Source organism: Peribacillus sp. NPDC096447 (assembly GCF_044762725.1).
Lineage (GTDB): Bacteria > Bacillota > Bacilli > Bacillales > DSM-1321 > Peribacillus.
On the sequence record NZ_JBIWEV010000001.1, the window covers coordinates 874,339 to 892,588 of the forward strand.

Below are 18,250 nucleotides of genomic sequence, written 5' to 3' on the forward strand. Positions count from 1 at the left end.
ACCCGCTTTCTAGAATTTATATCCTGTAATTCGTTTTTTGAATCAATTTCCCATCTACAATCACGGTTGTTATTACAGGGAAATCACCAGAAATTTTTTCAATAATAAGTATGTCAGCCTTTTTCCCTTTGCGAATCGATCCAATTTCGTCCTCCATCTTGACTGCCTTTGCGGGATTTAACGTAACTAGCTTAAACATATCGACAAGATCCATTCCATGGTTTTCGACTAATTCAAACATTGAATGCAGAAGGGCTGCAGGGTAATAATCACTGCATAATATGTCTATGCTTCCATCCTGAATGGCTTCAGAGGCACTTAAGTTCCCGCTGTGAGAACCTCCCAAAAGCACATTTGGTGCACCGGCTATAGTATACATCCCCATATCATGGGCCTTACGGGCAATCTCAAGTGTGATTGGAAATTCACTTATACTCGTTCCAAAGCTGTGAACCAATTCAAGCTTCTCTATTGAATCATCATCATGTGAGGCAACGGCAATATTGTTTTCTCTTGCCAGCAGTGCGATTTCCTTCATTCTTTCAATCGTCAGCTTTTCTTTCACTTGATGAGTCCGGATCATGACATCAATGGCTTCATCACTATAATCGTTATACCCTCTTAAAGTGTTTCGATAAATCTCTAGATGCCGATACTGCCCTTGTCCTGGAGTGTGGTCCATGAATGAGACCAGATGCACTTTCTTTTCCAAAACATATTCTCTTAGACTATCAATATCCTCCAAATTATCGATTTCATAACGGGCATGAAACCGATGACGGACCAGGTGCTTCATCTTATGTGTTTGATCAATTAAGTCAATAAGCTTCCTAACATTCTCAGGCTCCCGAATTGGCTTATATGCGTATTCAGTGGATTTATAGAGCGACAGAGAGTGGAACATGGTCGTGATCCCGTGCGTAATCAGTTCCTTTTCCGTTTCTCTTAAGCTCAAATGAAAATTCATTAAAGAAGTCGGGCGCGGCGCAGTCATATGTTCTATATAATCCGAATGGAGATCAATGAAACCGGGTGAAACATATCCACCCATAGCGTCCAGCACTTCCATCTCAGGACTTCTTTCGATTTCTCCCACAGGTGCAATCCGGCAAATTCTATCATCCTTAATTAAGAGATCATGGTCCATCAATATCGAGGCTTCCGTTATTATCTTTCCATTTTTAATCAGCAACAATGTCTCTTCCCCCATTTTCTTTAGTTTCTTTTACAGCAGCGAGTGTACTAATTGCTGGGTATAAGGATGCTGTGGATCTTCGAGTATTTGATCTGTTAAACCTTGCTCGATTACTTTACCCTCCAGCATAACGAGCGTACGGTCTGCAAGCATTCGGATTACGCCCAAATCATGGGAAACCAATACAATGCTAATATTCAAATCTCTTTGGAGGCCTTTAATTAAATCCAATACACTTGCTTGAACTGATAAATCTAAACCTGTGGTGACCTCATCCAATAGCAGTATGGGTGGATTGTTGGACAATGCTTTGGCTATCTGGACCCGTTGCTGCATTCCGCCTGAGAAATTCCTTGGTTCTTCTTTCATTCGATGAATGGGAATATTGACTGCTTCCAAGAGCTCGGCGCCTCTTGATTCCATGCTGCCAACATGTCTGTTCCCAGCTGAAATTAACTTCTCGGCAATATTGCCTATCGAGGAGAAATCCATTTTCAACCCTAGAATCGGGTTTTGATAAACCTTCCCCATCAGGTGGTTTCGAACGTATCTTTTTTTCTGGGCAGACTCCATGAATAAATTCTTTTTTCCTTCCTCAAAGCCAGCCACATACAGTTCTCCATCGGTTACTTCTTCGTCAAAATACAAACTTTTCATTAAAGTGGATTTGCCGCTGCCGCTTTCCCCTACTATTCCGAGAACTTCACCGTGATACAAATCAAATGTCAGATCTCTGCAGGCATAAACCGTCCCGCATTCGTGACAATAGTTTTTCGTCACTTTTCCTGATTTCATTTGCTTGCATGTCGAACATCCGTCACCATACTGTTTGTTCATTTTTTTAACTGATAATACGGGCACCTCAAGCACAGACATTTAATTCACTCCCAATGATTGTTTTTGATTGACCATTTCAAGGCAATTGCTTGTATCATTGCATTGGAAATACGTTTCACCTGACTCCTCATCAACAAGTTCATCCAAAAACACATCGTTGGACCCGCAGAGAATGCAAGCATGATTTACAAAGGACTCGACTTCAAATTCATAATCATCAAATGCCAAAGATGATACATTTGTATATGGAGGTACTGCATATACCTTTTTCTCCCTGCCTGCACCTAGCAAAATGAGCGCTTCATTATCGTCCAGCTTGGCATTATCGAATCTTGGTATTGGACTTGGTGCCATGACATACCTGTCGTGAACCATGACCGGATGGTCTGCATCCGTCGCCATTATTCCGTACTTCATAATTTGTTCAAATAACATTAGCCATGCTCCGCTATACTCTCTCTCAGCATGCAGCTTTTTCGTTTCATGTTCGCTCGGTTCAAAATTCCTTAAAGGTTCCGGTAACGGAACTTGAAGAACTAAAATCTGGTCTCGTTGCAGCGGCACTTCCGGCACCCTGTGTCTAGACTGGATTAAAGAGGCTTCTTTTGTGCTATCCGTTGTCCTTACCCCAGTGGTATCAGATACGAGTTTTTTTATGTTAACGGCATTAACGGATTCATCCGAGCCTTGGTCGATCACCTTAAGGACGTCATCCTTTCCGATCAATGACAATGTCAACTGCAGGCCGCCTGTGCCCCAACCACGCCCAATCGGCATTTCCCTTGAAGCGAATGGTACTTGATAACCCGGAATGGCAATCGCCTTCAGTGTCGCCCTTCTAATCTCCCGTTTCGACCCTTCATCAAAGAATGCAAAATTATAGGTCTTATTCATGCAATCCAACCTCCTGCTCTGTGGTCTTATCTTTCGACTTCCGAATGCTATCAAGCTTGGATTGGAACGTAACATAATGAGGCATCTTCAAATGGGAGATGAAACCCGTTGATTCCACTGAATCTATATGATAAAGAACGAATTCCTCGTTGTGACTTGGAAACTCCTTGTTGGGTTTTTCCAGGCAATTATCCAAGATGCCCATTGCGATTGCTTTCGTTTCATTTTGTCCCATGCACATGCCATAGCCAATTTCAAACTCTATTTCTTTTTTGCCTTGTTCTTTCTCTACCGTAAGCGGAATGAGCATCTCTGCCTCAGTTGCTGTGAAATCCCCAATATAATAGCTATCTTCTCCTTGCCCGTCGTCCAGCAGCGGGTGATCGAGATGAACGGGCAGCTGGCCTACGCGCAGCTCCCCTACTGTCGGGTGCAGTGCACCATATCCACGAATGACTGCATAAGCAAGTGATGTCACTGCACCGGTTTGGCCTCTTGTTAAAATTTGCAGGCGTTCACTCCGCATTGAAGGAAACTCCAGACTTTTCCTTGTCACATCCCCAGGCTGCAAATCATTGTTTTCACAGCTTGCTAATAAGTCTTCACTTCTTAAGTAGTCCAAAACTTTAGGCAGAGAGTTTAAATCATCCATATCGTTCTGATATTCCGTTGAACGATTTTCTTCTTGAAAAGCCCGTAACCACTCTTGAATGCTTATATCCGATTCATTTTTCAGCTCCGAATCTAGTAACCGGTGGGTATAATCGGTCGTGGCACCTAAAATCTGCCCGCCAGGTACATCCTTAAAACTAGCTGAAATCCGCCTTTCCACTTTCATATTTTCAGAACTGATCACTCGTGAAACATGCTTTCGCGGCAAAGTGGATCGATAGGCTCTCAAGAGGAAAACAGCTTCTTCCGGATTGCCTTCAGCTTGTTTAATGGCAAGTGCAGCCAGTGATAGATCATACAAACTGCTTTCTGACATAACCTGATCAATCAACCCTCTCATCCCAGCTTCTATCTTATGCAGCTCTATAGCCGTCCCTTTTTTGACCCGTTCATACTTTAAGCGTTTGATGGATTCCTCAATCGCTTTTGTTCCGCCCTTTACTGCAACATATCCCATATAATCTCACCCCCATTTTCTTTGATTTGAGTCGTTCTCGGTAAGGCTATCAAACGATCTTGTTGATCCACAAAATACATATCGATCCCTAACGGGAATTCTATGTTTTTTTCGTTCCTTACACCAAGCCAGGCGGAGACATTCGGGAGGCTTATGAATGATTCCTCTTGAATTCCCGGTCCAGAAAGGATCATAAAGTCCCCTTTCGTCACATCCGGTACTTCTAGAATGATCATTGCCGATTCATGAGGGTTCAACAGATTTCCTACCTTTGCTTTAGTCAGCGCTTCCTTCATTTGCTCGTCGGAGGCATCATGTAAAATGAAGATAAAATCCGCTTCCGGCAAATCGACAGGCTTTGAATAAGTAAGCTGATTAATCATTCTTGACACCGCCTCCTCCTCCTTTGCAATGACATTAAAAGTCACTTCAGGGTCAAGTACAGTAAGTGCAAGCAGGATAGTAGAAGATAAGCATTCCATTTGAACATCCAATGTCTTGGCTTCCCTCTCCAAAACCACTAAAGTTCCAGGTCTTGAAGTCGCCGTTACAAGCTTTCTATAAACAGTTTGTATATCATGAACTACATCCAAATTCATTGCTTTCCCCCCTCTTATTGAACATCCATTGTTTCAAAATTAACCTTGGTTCTTAAGATTGATCGATTCTGCTCATGAAGAATTTTCTGTATATTCTTCTTCTCATTTTCTAAAACATGTGACCATAATCTTGTTTCTCCAAGATCAGCCTGATAAGCAGCATCAATGATCGCTAAACTATGTGCCAGTTCTTCCCGATGTCCCTTAACGATACCAATCCCGATTGAATCCTGGATTTGGACCGTGCATTCTGTCACCAGCATTTCCCCAAGATAAAACAAGCTCTTTTTTGCCGTCTCCCTTGTCTTTAGCAACACGAGGGCAGTCTCTGGCTTTTGAATGACGGTAATTTTATATTTCATTGCTATTTCCTTGGCAAATTCCTTCGCAATGTCCTCAGAGCCTTGAATCAAAATCTCGGTTCTTTCCCTTCTTCTCATTCCATTGGCCTCCAAATGTTTTAGTTTCAAGCTAACATCTTCAATGTATCTTGTTGCCAAGTGAACGTAAGTTAAGAAAGAGTAAATCTTTGTAAGAAATTTGTTAAAGCCGGACCTGCACTATTCAAATTTCGTGCTTCACTCGTGAATTCGGAGCATTTACTCGTGAGTTCCGTACTTTTACTCGTGAATTCGGGACATTTACTCGTGAGTTTCGTACTTTTACTCGTGAATTCAGGGCATTTACTAGTGAATTCGACCGATATCTGGAATGGAAATTTTTATATAACATATGTGAAACAATCGCTCCGATAGATTATGTTCGTGTGCTCAAGGACTTGATTGCTCCGCTTATCCCGGCATAACGATTCCACTTGCAAAAGTGGAATTAAACTTGAACACTGTAAAATATCCCGTTCGAATAGAGTAGGAAAAATCACATTCAGCGTGCTCCTGCTGGATCCGAATTCTACATAACCACGCTGCCGATAATATTGAAACATAGAGGTAATATCCGGACCATCCTTTTCTATTTCAGGAAATGTTGAATTTGCTACAAAAGATGTATGAAGAGCAATCGGGAAATCGTCCATTAACCTAAGCCTGCCAATTTTAAAGACCTTGTCATCACTTTCCGCCCCGAGGCTTTGAAAGATCTTCTGATCATAAGAAATTTCTTCGCAAAAAATAGTACTCGTTTGAAAGGAAAACTGAAATTCTTTCATTTTCTCCGTGAAACTAACATCTCCGGATAGAATTAACGGAATTTGTTTTTTTGTTTCCTGGACATAACTTCCCTTACCTTGCTTTGAATAGATAAAGCCTAAATCTTGAAGCTGCTCATATGCCTTCCTGACAACCATTCTTGGTACATTAAATTGATCGGCGAGTATATGCTCTGAAGGTAACTTTTTATCCAATTGAAAGGTTCCACTCTTAATTTCAGATATCAAATGATCCACTAAAAAGTTTTTTTCCGCCAACAGAAATCCCCCTTTACATATTCGATCTGCATAATACCTATTTTTCCTTGTTAATGTCAGTGTAATGAGAAAATATGAAGCTGCCATGATTTTCTTGTAAAAAAAAAAGTCCTGGTCAATTACCAGAACAAAAGGAATACTTATTTTATGGATTTTTCTCAATACGACATCCAGCATCGTTCAGTCATTCAAATTGCTCATCCAGCAATGGGCAGGCCGCTTTCACAGCAAAACTTCTGGTTTCATAAATCGATATTTTTCAATACCATATCATTAATGGACATGCTTTTTTTCCTTAATTTCAAAGCATCCACACATTCCTTTCCAGGGCTCATACTGCCAAGCCGAATCGGATTCTCCCCATAATCCCCATGAAAATCCGAACCTCCTGTCTTAATCAGATCATATTGATCTGCATATGAAATCGCTCTTTCCTCTTCTTCATGACCATGATGAGGGTGAAGAACTTCAATCCCTTCAAGCCCTGCTTCGACAAGCTCAGGAATAATTTCGAAGCTCCCGTATTGTCCAGGGTGAGCAAGGACCGGGACGCCTCCGGCAGCACGAATCGCCTTTACAGCCAGAATGGCATCCACATACTCCATAGGAATAAAGGCAATGCCTGGCTCTTCTCCATTTTGGCCGCGACTGAAGATCTTCTTATACAAATCTCCATAGATGGAATCCGTATACCCCGATTCCCTTAGTGCTAGCATAATATGCTGTTTATAAACACCGGTTCCTCCCCTGAATTTAGAAACCTGATCCCACGTTATTCGATAGCCTGCATTGATTAGTCGTTCCACCATTTTTTCAGAAGCTGCATTCCTTTTTTCAATCAATGGATTACAAAGCTCCTCAAGTGCCTTATGACCAGGCTCAACAAAATAGCCCAAAATATGTACACGCCTGCCTCTTGCAAAGTCATAACCAGAAACTTCTATACCAGGGATGATTTCAATTCCTATTTCCTTTCCCCGTTCCACCATCTCTTGCAATCTTATCGTTGTATCGTGATTCGTAATTGCTAAATGACCAATGCTCTCCCTTTTTGCAACCTCCAATAGTTCTTCAAAAGAACTGGAACCATCTGAAATGTTCGTATGACAATGTAATTCAACCTTCATGCCAATCCCCCCATTCTTTTTCGTTACCCATTATCATTTTAACTTAGTGCCATGTCGGTCAACGTTAAGATGATGTAAAAAAACGTAAAGGTGTAAAAGTCACCCAGATTGGTGAAAATACTTAAGTATTTCAAGGCTGTAGACAAAACTATCTTTTAAAACAAAGTTGATTGGAACGGATGGCGCGAGACTCCTGCGGGAAAAGCGTGTCCAAGGGAGACCCCGCAGGCAAGCGCCGAGGAGGCTCCCGGACCGCCCGCGGAAAGCGAGTTCCTGGAGTGGAAATCAGCGAATCAGATTTACGAACCCTCAAAAAAAACGTTCGAGTCGATTTCATCCTAAAATAGTAATACAAGATTGTATTAAAAGAATGTAAGGGTTGAGACCATTTCGAATCGCCCAAAAAAAGTTCCAGTTGATTGGAACGGATGTACGAGACTCCTGCGGGAATACGCGTCCAAGGGAGACCCCGCAGGCGAGCGCCGAGGAGGCTCCCGGACCGCCCGCGGAAAGCGAGTTCCTGGAGTGGTAACCCAATTTTGTCGACAAACTGAAATACATTAGTAATTTTCTGCTGATTCGTCTTTTTCAGCTTCCTACGCTGTAACGGATTTTCCATCTAGCTGAAATAAAATCAAAATAAAACCAATAAAATTTTTGACTTACTGTCAAAAATGATGTACATTACCTAATGGGCGAACAATTTTTATGTAAAAAGACAAAAATATTCGTATATAGAGGTGCATAACATGGAAAACGTGTTTGATTATGAAGATATTCAATTAATTCCCGCAAAATGTGTAGTAAATAGCCGTTCTGAGTGTGATACATCCGTTACTCTGGGTAAACATACATTCAAGTTACCTGTAGTACCTGCCAATATGCAAACGATCATTGATGAAAAGATTGCCATTTACTTGGCTGAAAACGGTTACTTTTATGTAATGCATCGTTTTGAGCCAGAAAAACGACTGACTTTCATTAAAGATATGCATTCACGAGAATTGATCGCTTCCATCAGTGTCGGCGTTAAAGAAGAAGAATACGGATTCATTGAACAATTATCGGCTGACAACATTGTACCTGAATACATTACTATAGATATTGCACACGGCCATTCCAATGCCGTGATAAAGATGATACAGCATATTAAAAAACATTTACCTGAAAGTTTTGTCATTGCAGGAAATGTAGGGACTCCTGAAGCGGTACGTGAATTGGAACATGCCGGTGCCGATGCTACAAAGGTGGGCATCGGGCCAGGGAAAGTTTGCATCACTAAAATCAAGACTGGATTTGGAACGGGCGGCTGGCAGCTAGCTGCACTTCGCTGGTGTGCAAAAGCGGCAAGCAAGCCAATCATAGCTGACGGCGGCATTCGCACGAATGGTGATATTGCTAAATCAGTTAGATTTGGAGCTTCCATGGTCATGATCGGCTCACTATTTGCCGGACATGAAGAATCTCCAGGTCAAACGATCGAGAAAGATGGAAAGGCCTTTAAAGAATACTTTGGTTCAGCTTCTGAATTCCAAAAAGGTGAAAAGAAAAACGTTGAAGGTAAAAAGATGTATGTCGAGCACAAAGGATCTTTGGAAGATACGTTGAAGGAAATGGAACAAGATCTTCAGTCTTCCATTTCATATGCAGGTGGTACCAAGTTGGAAGCCATCCGGAATGTGGATTATGTGGTCGTTAAGAATTCAATCTTTAACGGTGACAAAGTTTATTAAGAAGGAACGTAAAATAGAACGGCCTAATCAATGGATTAGGCCGTTTTTTATCATTATACCTTTTTAACAAATTGGGACTTTAATTTCATTGCACCAAAACCATCAATCTTGCAATCAATATCATGATCTCCATCAACTAGACGGATGCTTTTGACTTTAGTGCCCATTTTTAAGACGGATGAGCTCCCTTTCACTTTAAGGTCCTTGATTACCGTAACGGTATCACCATCGTTCAAGGCGTTTCCATTAGCATCCTTGATGACCTTCTTTTGATCACCATTTTCCGTTTCCGCTTCCACCGCCCACTCATGGGCGCATTCCGGGCAAACAAAAAGACTTCCGTCTTCATATGTATATTCTGAATCACATGCAGGGCAATTAGGAAAATCTGACATAAATTCACTTCCTCCATTCGTTATAGCCAATTTTAATATAATAATGGTTTACACACAACCAGTAGGCTATACTGCTCCTGTTCCCCCCTTCCTCTAGAACCTATAAAGGTTTTACTATATACTTTTAAGAAAAAGCTGGAAAGTGCGGTGAATCCATTGTTTAAACTATTATTGATAGAAGATGATACGACATTATTCAATGAAATTAAAGATAGATTGGCGCAATGGTCTTATGATATTTACGGAATCGGCGATTTTAGTAAAGTGGTTCAGGAATTCACGGACATAAAACCTGATTTGGTCATCATTGATATACAGTTACCGAAGTTTGATGGATTTCATTGGTGCAGAATGATCCGTTCCCATTCCAATGTTCCCATCATCTTTTTATCTTCACGCGATCATCCTACCGACATGGTGATGTCCATGCAGCTTGGAGCTGATGATTTTATCCAGAAGCCTTTTCATTTCGATGTACTCATCGCGAAGATACAGGCCACCCTTCGCCGTGTATATAATTACAATACCGAAAAGATCGAATTGAAAACCTGGCGCAACGCCACTGTGGATTACGAGAAGAACACGGTATCGGCCGAGACTGGCACGATCGAATTGACGAAAAATGAAATTTTCATTTTGAAAAAGCTCATTGAGCAGAAAAACAAGATCGTAAGCCGCGAAGAATTGATCAACAGCTTATGGGATGACAAACGTTTCATAAGCGATAACACCCTTACAGTGAATGTGAACCGTTTACGAAAGAGGTTGGATGAACTGGGATTAGGACATTTTATCGAAACGAAGGTCGGACAGGGCTATATCGCCGTAGAAGAGGCAAATGCATGATCAGAAAATATCTCATGGAAAGGTTCAGCTGGATCACATTCTACATAATTCTTCATCTATTCATTATCTTTGTCGCTTATCTTGATTCGGCCATTCCGTTAAAGCCCATACTGTATATTGTTTTTTTATCATTGCTCATATTCAGTATCTTTTTGATATTCCGCTATAAAAAAGAAACCTATTTTTATAAAAGTTTAGAAGCGCGGGAAGACAATCTGGATATTACGAATATAGCCGAGCCAGAAAGCCCTTTCGAAAAAATCATAGAAAACAGCATCATTAACCAAACCGAAATATTGAAGCAATCCGCAGCAATTGGTCAAATGACTTTAGAGCAGGAGAAGGATGAATTATTATCTTGGATTCATGAAGTGAAGACACCATTGACGGCGATGCATTTAATGTTTGACCGCTTGGATGATGAATTGCTTAAATCACACTTGACTTATGAGTGGCTGCGCATTCACCTTCTTCTTGATCAGCAGCTCCATAAAAGGCGCATGCCTTTCATCGAAAATGATTTGTATATGGAGAAAACCGATTTGGAAACAATAATCTTTGATGAGATTAAAACGCTGCGATCATGGTGCATTCAAAAAGGGATCGGCTTCGACATACAATTGGATGTAACCGAAGTGCTTACTGATGCCAAATGGCTGGCCTTCATCATGAGACAGCTCTTGACCAACTCCATTAAATACAGTGAAAACTCAGATATCATGATATATAGCCATGAGCAAGCCGGACAAACTGTTCTTGAAGTGCAGGATTCTGGACGGGGCATCGACCCAAAGGATTTATCCCGCATATTTGATAAAGGATTCACTTCCACGACAAATCATCGTGACACTGCGGCAACTGGCATGGGTCTATATTTAACCAAGAATGCAGCCGAGTCCCTATCCATCTCCATTGACGTGAAATCAGAGCTTGGAACCGGAACGACCTTTACCTTGACCTTCCCAAAAAGAAATGATTTCGTTAATATCACAAGCATGTGACAAAAGTGTCACATGCTTTTATTCTTTGTTCGTCCAAACGAAGGAAAAGAAATACATGGCCTTTTATAATGAGGATATAGAAAAAAAGGAGTGTATCCAAATGAATATATTAGAAGCGAAAAAAATCCATAAAAGCTATGGTAATAAATTTAATAAACAAGAAGTATTAAAGGGTCTCGATATAAGCATACAAGAAGGTGAATTCGTAAGTATCATGGGTGCATCCGGTTCAGGAAAAACGACTTTGCTTAATGTCCTTTCCTCGATCGATAAAATCAGCAACGGCACCATTACGATTGATGGAAAAGAGATTTCGGGGATGAAGGAAAAGAAGTTGGCCGAATTTCGGAAGAACCATCTGGGCTTCATCTTCCAGGAATATAACCTATTGGACACACTGACTGTCAAAGAAAATATCCTTCTGCCCTTATCCATTACCAAAACGCCCAATAATGAAGCGGCACTAAGGTTTGATACCGTGGCGAAAGAACTGGGCATATATGAAGTGAAGGATAAATACCCAAATGAAATTTCCGGCGGTCAAAAACAGCGTACATCTGCAGCACGGGCTTTCATCCATGATCCAAGCATCATTTTCGCGGATGAACCTACTGGGGCGCTTGACTCCAAATCAGCTTCCGATTTACTGAACAAACTGAGCGAAATGAATCAAAAGCGTCAAGCGACCATCATCATGGTAACCCATGATCCAGTGGCGGCCAGTTATTGCAGCCGAGTCATTTTCATTAAAGATGGACAAATCTATACGCAATTGAATAAAGGTGAAGAATCCAGACAAACCTTCTTCAAGGACATCATGAAAACGCAAGGTGTATTGGGAGGGGTTCAAAATGAGCATTAATCAACTCATCTTTCGAAATCTGAAAAAGAATCTGAAGAACTATTATCTGTATGTGTTTGCCCTGATTTTCAGCGCTTCCCTTTATTTTGCCTTTGTCACCTTGCAATATGACCCATCGATGGATAAAGCGGAGGGCACGGTGAAAGGAGCTGCCTCCATCAAGGCTGCATCGATCCTGCTTGTTGCGATCGTTTCCATATTCCTTTTATATGCCAATAGCATTTTCATAAAAAGACGCAGTAAAGAAATTGGCTTATTCCAATTGATTGGCATGACCAAGAACAGGATATTCCGTATCCTGAGTATGGAAAACCTGATCCTGTATTTCTGTTCCGTATTCCTGGGAATCTTTGTAGGGTTTGCCGCTTCAAAATTGATCATCATGATACTATTCAAAATAATGGGAGTCCAGGCAATCGCGACTCTAAAATTTTCTTTTCAGCCGCTAGTGCAAACCATTCTCGTTTTTAGCGCCATCTATCTTTTCATCATGTTGATGAATTATACCTTCATTAAAAGGCAGACCATTCTATCATTATTTAGAGTGACTTCAATGACGGAAGGAAAAGTGAAAAAGGTTTCGATATTTGAAATGATCATCGGGCTATTCGGGATCATCATGATCATTGCCGGCTATGTCGTTTCATCCAAATTATTCGATGGAGCTTTTTCAGATATGACCGAGCTTTTTATGGCCATGGTCTTCATTCTGGCAACCGTCATCATCGGGACCTACCTATTCTATAAAGGATCCGTAAGCTTCATCTTTAATATCGTCCGTAAAAAGAAAAATGGATATTTGAATATCAATGAAGTATTGTCCCTTTCATCCATCATGTTCCGGATGAAATCGAATGCGATATTATTGACGATCATCACGACCGTTTCCGCTCTGGCTATCGGGTTATTATCATTAAGCTATATCTCCTACTACTCGGCGGAGAAGAGTGCACAAAGCAGTATCCCCACCGATTTTTCGATGACGGATATGAAAGATGCAGCTGCATTCAAAGAAGCTTTATCAGACAGTAAAATTGATTATGACGAAAAGGTGATCGATGTCATTCAAGTGGATGTCAATGTAAAGGAAATAATGGAGACCAGCCTGGATGAAGTGAACTTTGATCCGGACATCATGACCGTTGCCGTCATCAGTGATGAATCCGTTAAAGGTATCAACCTCGCTGAAGATGAGACCCTTTTCAGCGGATACAGTAATATGATGGAAAAGGTCATATCCTTGAAGGATTCCGGAAACATTGAGCTGAAAGGCAAGCATGAAGTGATTCCGCAAACATATATGGGATTGAATGATGATACCTTCGTGTCCCATTACTTCACGAACGGCGGAATGCCCGTTGCCATTGTGGACCAAACGATATTCGACCGTTTGAAAAAGGATATCGACCCGAAAATCCAAAATGTATCATCCGTTAATATCGGCATTGATGTGAAGGATGAAGCTGAACTTGAAAAAGCGAATGATCTATTCAAAAAAATGAGTTTTAAAGAAGAACATGTGAATGAGTCCCAATTTGAAATGTTCAACACTCAGAAGAAGAATATGGGTCTTATCATGTTCATCGTCGGATTCTTGGGATTAACCTTCCTCATCACATCCGGTTGTATCCTCTATTTCAAACAAATGGATGAAAGTGAAGGTGAAAAATCCAATTATACCATCTTAAGAAAACTGGGATTCACACGTGGTGATTTACTAAGAGGAATCCAAGCAAAACAAGTTTTCAATTTCGGCATTCCTTTAGTCGTCGGGCTGCTTCACAGTTATTTCGCAGTCCAATCAGGATGGTTCTTTTTCGGGACCGAAGTTTGGACACCGATGATCATCGTCATGGCATTATACACGGCATTGTATTCGATCTTCGGAATACTATCCGTATTTCATTACAAGAAGGTCATCAAAGAATCTCTATAAGTGCTAAAAAGCTCCAGGACCCAAGAGGCCCTGGAGCTTTTATTTTCCCTTTAAAGTACCCCAGCCGGTTTCATCATTTCCTTGATCAATTCCCTATTGCGCTTTTTAAAGATTTCATTATGGGAAGAAACCATCCCCACTCCATGAGCGTCAGGCTGGATATATCGCTTCGCCTTGTTTACGGCATTTGCTGCGTCTTGAAAAGTACCTGCTATCAGGTTCAATTTACCTTCATGCTTTAAGATATCACCGGCAGCGTATATCCCATCCATCGAGGATTCACTTGCAGGAGTACCTTCAATATAATAATTGTCGGCAATGGCAATGTCCACTTTACTATTTAGAAGCAGCGATGTATCACGCTCATAACCATGATTGATGATGACCTCATCGATCGGCAAGTAAGAAACCTCTCCGGTTGCGTGATTCGTCAGTTCAACATGTTCAATTGATTCATGATCAGCGCAGGCAATCAATTTTGTAATCGTCGTATTCAAGAAACAAACAGCAGAGCTTTCCATCAATTGCCTTGCTTGTGATTCATGACCTGCCAAACTATCTTTCCTGTATGTCAGATACACCTTTTTGGCGATGGGCTCCAATTCATTTGCCCAGTCTATAGCAGAATTCCCGCCGCCTGAAATGATCACCGTCTTATCCTTGAATCGATTGAAGGACTTAACCGTATAGTTTAAATTGGAGACTTCAAACCTTTCTGCCCCGTCTATTTCCAACTTTTGCGGATTCAGAATTCCGCCGCCAACCGCGACAATGATCGTTTTGGAATAGTGCATTTGCCCTGAAGCTGTATGTAAAACGAAGATACCTTCTTCATTACGTGTGATTGATTCCACTTTTTCATTCAAGACGACTGTTGGATTGAATGTTAAGCCTTGCTCCACTAGCTGCTCAATTAATTTTTCCCCAGTAGTGGGTGTCAGCCCCCCTACATCCCAAATCATTTTCTCCGGATAGACATGAATTTTTCCGCCTAGCCGAGGCTGGTATTCAATCAGTTTAACTTTCATTTCTCTAAGTCCGCTATAAAAAGTGGAGTAAAGGCCTGCTGGCCCTCCTCCAATAACCGTTACATCAAATAAATCCTGCTGTTCCATTTCCGTCCACTCCCCGGTAATCAAGTGTGATTGATTATCATTCTCATTTAATCGTACACTCTTTTTTCATTTTTTACAATAAGCAGTCGAGTTAAATTTCAAAAAAATCATTGATTCTGCACGTTTGTATGAGATTGGAAAAAAGCAATATAATGATGTTCAGGCAAGCGAAAAAAAGTGCAGCTATCCTTCATCTCATTCAAGGATGAAAGATGCTGCACTGAATGTTAGCTTGAACGAGGTCTTTTCCCTTCTGCTATAAGGAGGTTGATGCGATCTATGAGTTCAGGTAGTTCCTCCATCGTTTTGATGGTGAAGTCTGCCCCGTTTTGCGTAAAGATATCTGCCGTTTTAGAGATGAGGTTTTGTTTATCTTGTTCTGGTAAACTTGTATACTCATCCAAACTCAATCCCATCTCAGAGCTTCCGACAATGATTCCAACCGACCATACTCCAGCATTCACTCCCTCTTGCATATCGGAAATGGTATCCCCTACCTTCACTACCTTCCATGATGCCGTTAACTTCAATTCTTCCATATTCCGATATATCATGTAAGGATAAGGCCTGCCAATCGAATCGGTTGCATCCGGAGTTACATGGAAATCCGGCCGATACCCTTTTTGCAAAGCATTTGCTACGACGACCTCCATCATTGTATCCGTATACCCTGTTGTCGACCCAATCTTCAGGCCGTGATTCCTTAACACTTCCACCGTCTCGATAACCCCTGGAATGGGATCTGTATAATCCGCCAATGACATCATCAGTGCCGGTTCAAATTCAGCATATAGTTTTTCAACGTCTTCCTCATTGAATGGTCTTCCGTATTGTTCTTCCCATAACGAAGATATCCTTGGCATGGTCAGCATCGCACGAATATGGTCGATTTTCAGCATGCCCATCGGAGCTCTGGCTTCCCCCATCGTCACGTCCAGTCCAGCATTCTTAAAAATATCCACAAAAACATTCACTGGTGCAAAACATCCAAAATCCACAGCTGTTCCTGCCCAATCCAAAATGATTCCCTCTACCTTATTCATACTGTCACCACTTTCATATATTTTTTTACGATCCTGCCAAGTTCCTCGATATCTTCTTCATGGATTTCGCCAATATTGCCGATTCGGAATGTATCTATGTCAGTAAGCTTTCCGGGGTATATTACGTATCCCCTCTCTTTGATAAAATTATAGAAGTCCTCAAAATCAAAGGTTTCAGTTGGAAAAAGGAAAGTTGTAATGATAGGCGATTGTTTATCAGGTGAGATATATGTATGAATGCCCAATTTCCCCATCAGCTCCCTCAGCCTATCATTATTATTTTTATAGCGGGAGAATCTAGCTGGGATGCCGCCTTCTTCCGTTAATTCTTCCAACGCTCTAGCAAACGCGGCCACTACATGTGTTGGAGAAGTAAAACGCCATTTCCCATCCTTGTCCATCTCTTTCCACTGATCATATAAATCCAAGGACAAACTGCGGGCATTGCCTTCACAAGCCAACAATTTCTCAAGCTTTGCGATGACGAAACCAAAACCGGGGATTCCTTGAATGCATTTATTCGCACTGCTGATCAAATAATCGATTCCGAGTTCAGGTACATTCATGTCCACTCCGCCAAAGCTGCTCATCGCATCAATGATCAAGGTTTTCCCTTGTTCCTTTGATATCTTCGAAACCATCTCTATCGGATTTAAAATCCCTGTCGTCGTTTCACAATGAACCATTGCAATATGTGTGATGTCACTATCATCCAGTAAAATGTTCCGGATTTCAGCTTCCTTTGGAAATTCATTGTACTCAACGCCATATTCCATATGATTCAGTCCGATGCACTCCGCCATTTTCACAATCCGTTTTCCATATGCACCATTCGTTATGATCAGCACTTTATCGGATATTGAAAGTGCAGTCGTCAGCACAGATTCTACAACAAACGAGCCGCTTCCCTGCATAAGTACAGCCGTATATTCTCCGTTTGCAGCATACGCCAATTCAAGAAGCTGGGATCTGATTTTTTGTGTGATTTCTTTATAATCATTTTCCCACGTACAGCGGTCAACAAGCATTTCCTGTTTCACCGTACTTGTAGTGGTCAGCGGTCCAGGCGTTAATAGTTTATAGGTATTCATTTTACTTCACTCCTCACTGTATTTATCATTGTGCTGATTTAAAGAACTCTTGATGCTGTTTTAATAATTCAACCGTTAGGGGCTGCTTGTATTTCTTAGGGTGGGCCGGTTTGTTCTTTTCCGTTACCTTTTCACCTTCATAAAGTGCGACCGGGTAATGTTTCAGCAATTCTTCTCTAGCATCTTTACTGATTGTTTCTGCCATTTTCATTGCTAAACTTGTTTTAGCTTCATTATCTTTATTCACGACAGCCACAGATTCCGTGTAGGAGAAATTCCCCTCAACCGGATCGACGAACTTGATCGGTAAGCCCGACTCTTTAGCCATCACAGCTTGGTAGCGTAAACCAAAACCGGCAGCCACTTCCCCTGCTTGAACTTTATTGATTGGGCCTGAACCTGAGCTTTCAAGATGCGGACCGCTATTTGCTATTAAGTCATGGAGAACCTTTTTCCCCTCTGCGTCACCGTATTGACTGATTATTGCTTGAACTAACAGCCACCCTGTTGAAGAGTCCAGGATATTAGGAATTGAAACGAACCCTTTATATTCCGGCTTTGTCAAATCCTTAATCGTGGTCGGCATCGGCAGGCCTTTTTGTTTAAGCACTTCCGTATTTACAAAAATGGAACCGGTATTTGCCAAAATCGGCGTATAATAAGCTGGATTTTTTTCCAATGCTTTTGTACTGAATGACAGGTCCTTGAACATGGTGTGCTGATCTTGGGCACTTTCGATGAAATAAGAACTCATCGTCACGACATCTGCCTCGATTTCAGCGCCTTCTGCCAGCAGTTTCCCGCCTAATTCTGATGTGCCTAATGATTGAAGGACATATTTCCCTTCGTATCCGGCATCTTTCAGGGAAGTCTCCATTGCTGCAGTGGCTTCTTCATCGCCATTCGTATAAATGACCACCTTTTCCTCATCCGCTTTGCCGCTGTTACGGCCCACCAATACAAATACCAAACTTAAAGCAACTAGAGAAAGTAAGGCTATCTTCAACGTTTTAGACATAATATC

The 18,250-nt window shown here is 41.4% G+C and carries 18 protein-coding genes; 5 read left to right on the top strand and 13 right to left on the bottom strand.

Annotation, left to right across the window (positions count from 1 at the left end):
• Positions 1–16: 16 nt before the first annotated feature.
• The 8 genes from phnM to ACIQZD_RS04370 form a co-directional block, all read right to left on the bottom strand.
• Complete coding sequence (gene phnM, locus ACIQZD_RS04335) at positions 17–1,195, bottom strand: phosphonate metabolism protein PhnM (RefSeq protein WP_402898583.1); 1,179 nt, start codon at positions 1,193–1,195, stop codon at positions 17–19.
• Positions 1,196–1,225: 30 nt separating this feature from the next.
• Entirely contained in the window at positions 1,226–2,071 is an 846-nt protein-coding gene (locus tag ACIQZD_RS04340; protein ID WP_402898586.1) for an ATP-binding cassette domain-containing protein, read from the bottom strand.
• Positions 2,072–2,926, bottom strand: coding sequence for an alpha-D-ribose 1-methylphosphonate 5-phosphate C-P-lyase PhnJ (locus ACIQZD_RS04345; protein ID WP_402898589.1), 855 nt, complete (start codon positions 2,924–2,926; stop codon positions 2,072–2,074). It abuts the gene before it with no gap.
• Complete coding sequence (locus ACIQZD_RS04350; protein ID WP_402898592.1) at positions 2,919–4,055, bottom strand: carbon-phosphorus lyase complex subunit PhnI; 1,137 nt, start codon at positions 4,053–4,055, stop codon at positions 2,919–2,921. Before ACIQZD_RS04350 ends, ACIQZD_RS04345 begins: the two co-directional genes overlap by 8 nt.
• A complete protein-coding gene (phnH, locus tag ACIQZD_RS04355) occupies positions 4,037–4,654 on the bottom strand; it encodes a phosphonate C-P lyase system protein PhnH (protein ID WP_402898594.1) in 618 nt (205 codons plus the stop codon). Before phnH ends, ACIQZD_RS04350 begins: the two co-directional genes overlap by 19 nt.
• A gap of 14 nt (positions 4,655–4,668) precedes the next feature.
• Positions 4,669–5,094, bottom strand: coding sequence for a phosphonate C-P lyase system protein PhnG (phnG, locus tag ACIQZD_RS04360; RefSeq protein WP_402898597.1), 426 nt, complete (start codon positions 5,092–5,094; stop codon positions 4,669–4,671).
• Positions 5,095–5,375: 281 nt separating this feature from the next.
• Positions 5,376–6,077 carry a GntR family transcriptional regulator gene (locus tag ACIQZD_RS04365; protein WP_402898600.1) on the bottom strand — a complete coding sequence of 234 codons (702 nt, stop codon included), beginning with the start codon at positions 6,075–6,077 and terminating at the stop codon, positions 5,376–5,378.
• Between the two features lie 242 nt (positions 6,078–6,319).
• On the bottom strand, positions 6,320–7,204 hold the full coding sequence (locus ACIQZD_RS04370) for a PHP domain-containing protein (protein WP_402898603.1): 885 nt from the start codon (positions 7,202–7,204) through the stop codon (positions 6,320–6,322).
• 749 nt (positions 7,205–7,953) lie between these two features.
• Here ACIQZD_RS04370 and guaC point away from each other — a divergent pair.
• A complete protein-coding gene (gene guaC, locus ACIQZD_RS04375; protein WP_192206137.1) occupies positions 7,954–8,937 on the top strand; it encodes a GMP reductase in 984 nt (327 codons plus the stop codon).
• 53 nt (positions 8,938–8,990) lie between these two features.
• On the opposite strand, the gene ACIQZD_RS04380 is transcribed toward guaC, so the two are convergent.
• Entirely contained in the window at positions 8,991–9,332 is a 342-nt protein-coding gene (locus ACIQZD_RS04380) for a zinc ribbon domain-containing protein YjdM (RefSeq protein WP_402898608.1), read from the bottom strand.
• A 156-nt stretch (positions 9,333–9,488) separates the two neighbouring features.
• On the opposite strand from ACIQZD_RS04380, the gene ACIQZD_RS04385 reads away from it, so the two are divergent.
• From ACIQZD_RS04385 to ACIQZD_RS04400, 4 genes are all read left to right on the top strand, one after another.
• Positions 9,489–10,178 carry a response regulator transcription factor gene (locus ACIQZD_RS04385; RefSeq protein WP_402899919.1) on the top strand — a complete coding sequence of 230 codons (690 nt, stop codon included), beginning with the start codon at positions 9,489–9,491 and terminating at the stop codon, positions 10,176–10,178.
• Positions 10,175–11,179, top strand: a complete 1,005-nt coding sequence (locus ACIQZD_RS04390) for a sensor histidine kinase (RefSeq protein ID WP_402898611.1) — start codon at positions 10,175–10,177, stop codon at positions 11,177–11,179. The genes ACIQZD_RS04385 and ACIQZD_RS04390 overlap by 4 nt, the downstream gene beginning before the upstream one ends.
• A gap of 100 nt (positions 11,180–11,279) precedes the next feature.
• On the top strand, positions 11,280–12,041 hold the full coding sequence (locus ACIQZD_RS04395; protein WP_402898614.1) for an ABC transporter ATP-binding protein: 762 nt from the start codon (positions 11,280–11,282) through the stop codon (positions 12,039–12,041).
• The gene (locus ACIQZD_RS04400; protein WP_402898617.1) at positions 12,031–13,977 is read left to right on the top strand and encodes an FtsX-like permease family protein; all 1,947 of its coding nucleotides are present in this window, start codon (positions 12,031–12,033) and stop codon (positions 13,975–13,977) included. The genes ACIQZD_RS04395 and ACIQZD_RS04400 overlap by 11 nt, the downstream gene beginning before the upstream one ends.
• A gap of 50 nt (positions 13,978–14,027) precedes the next feature.
• Here ACIQZD_RS04400 and ACIQZD_RS04405 read toward each other — a convergent pair whose 3' ends face one another.
• The 4 genes from ACIQZD_RS04405 to ACIQZD_RS04420 form a co-directional block, all read right to left on the bottom strand.
• Complete coding sequence (locus ACIQZD_RS04405; protein WP_402898620.1) at positions 14,028–15,092, bottom strand: NAD(P)/FAD-dependent oxidoreductase; 1,065 nt, start codon at positions 15,090–15,092, stop codon at positions 14,028–14,030.
• Between the two features lie 227 nt (positions 15,093–15,319).
• Positions 15,320–16,135 carry a phosphonoacetaldehyde hydrolase gene (phnX, locus tag ACIQZD_RS04410; RefSeq protein WP_402898623.1) on the bottom strand — a complete coding sequence of 272 codons (816 nt, stop codon included), beginning with the start codon at positions 16,133–16,135 and terminating at the stop codon, positions 15,320–15,322.
• Positions 16,132–17,226, bottom strand: coding sequence for a 2-aminoethylphosphonate--pyruvate transaminase (phnW, locus tag ACIQZD_RS04415; protein ID WP_402898625.1), 1,095 nt, complete (start codon positions 17,224–17,226; stop codon positions 16,132–16,134). The genes phnX and phnW overlap by 4 nt, the downstream gene beginning before the upstream one ends.
• A gap of 25 nt (positions 17,227–17,251) precedes the next feature.
• Positions 17,252–18,244 (bottom strand): extracellular solute-binding protein, encoded by a 993-nt coding sequence (locus tag ACIQZD_RS04420; RefSeq protein WP_402898628.1) that lies wholly within the window; start codon positions 18,242–18,244, stop codon positions 17,252–17,254.
• Positions 18,245–18,250 lie beyond the last annotated feature (6 nt).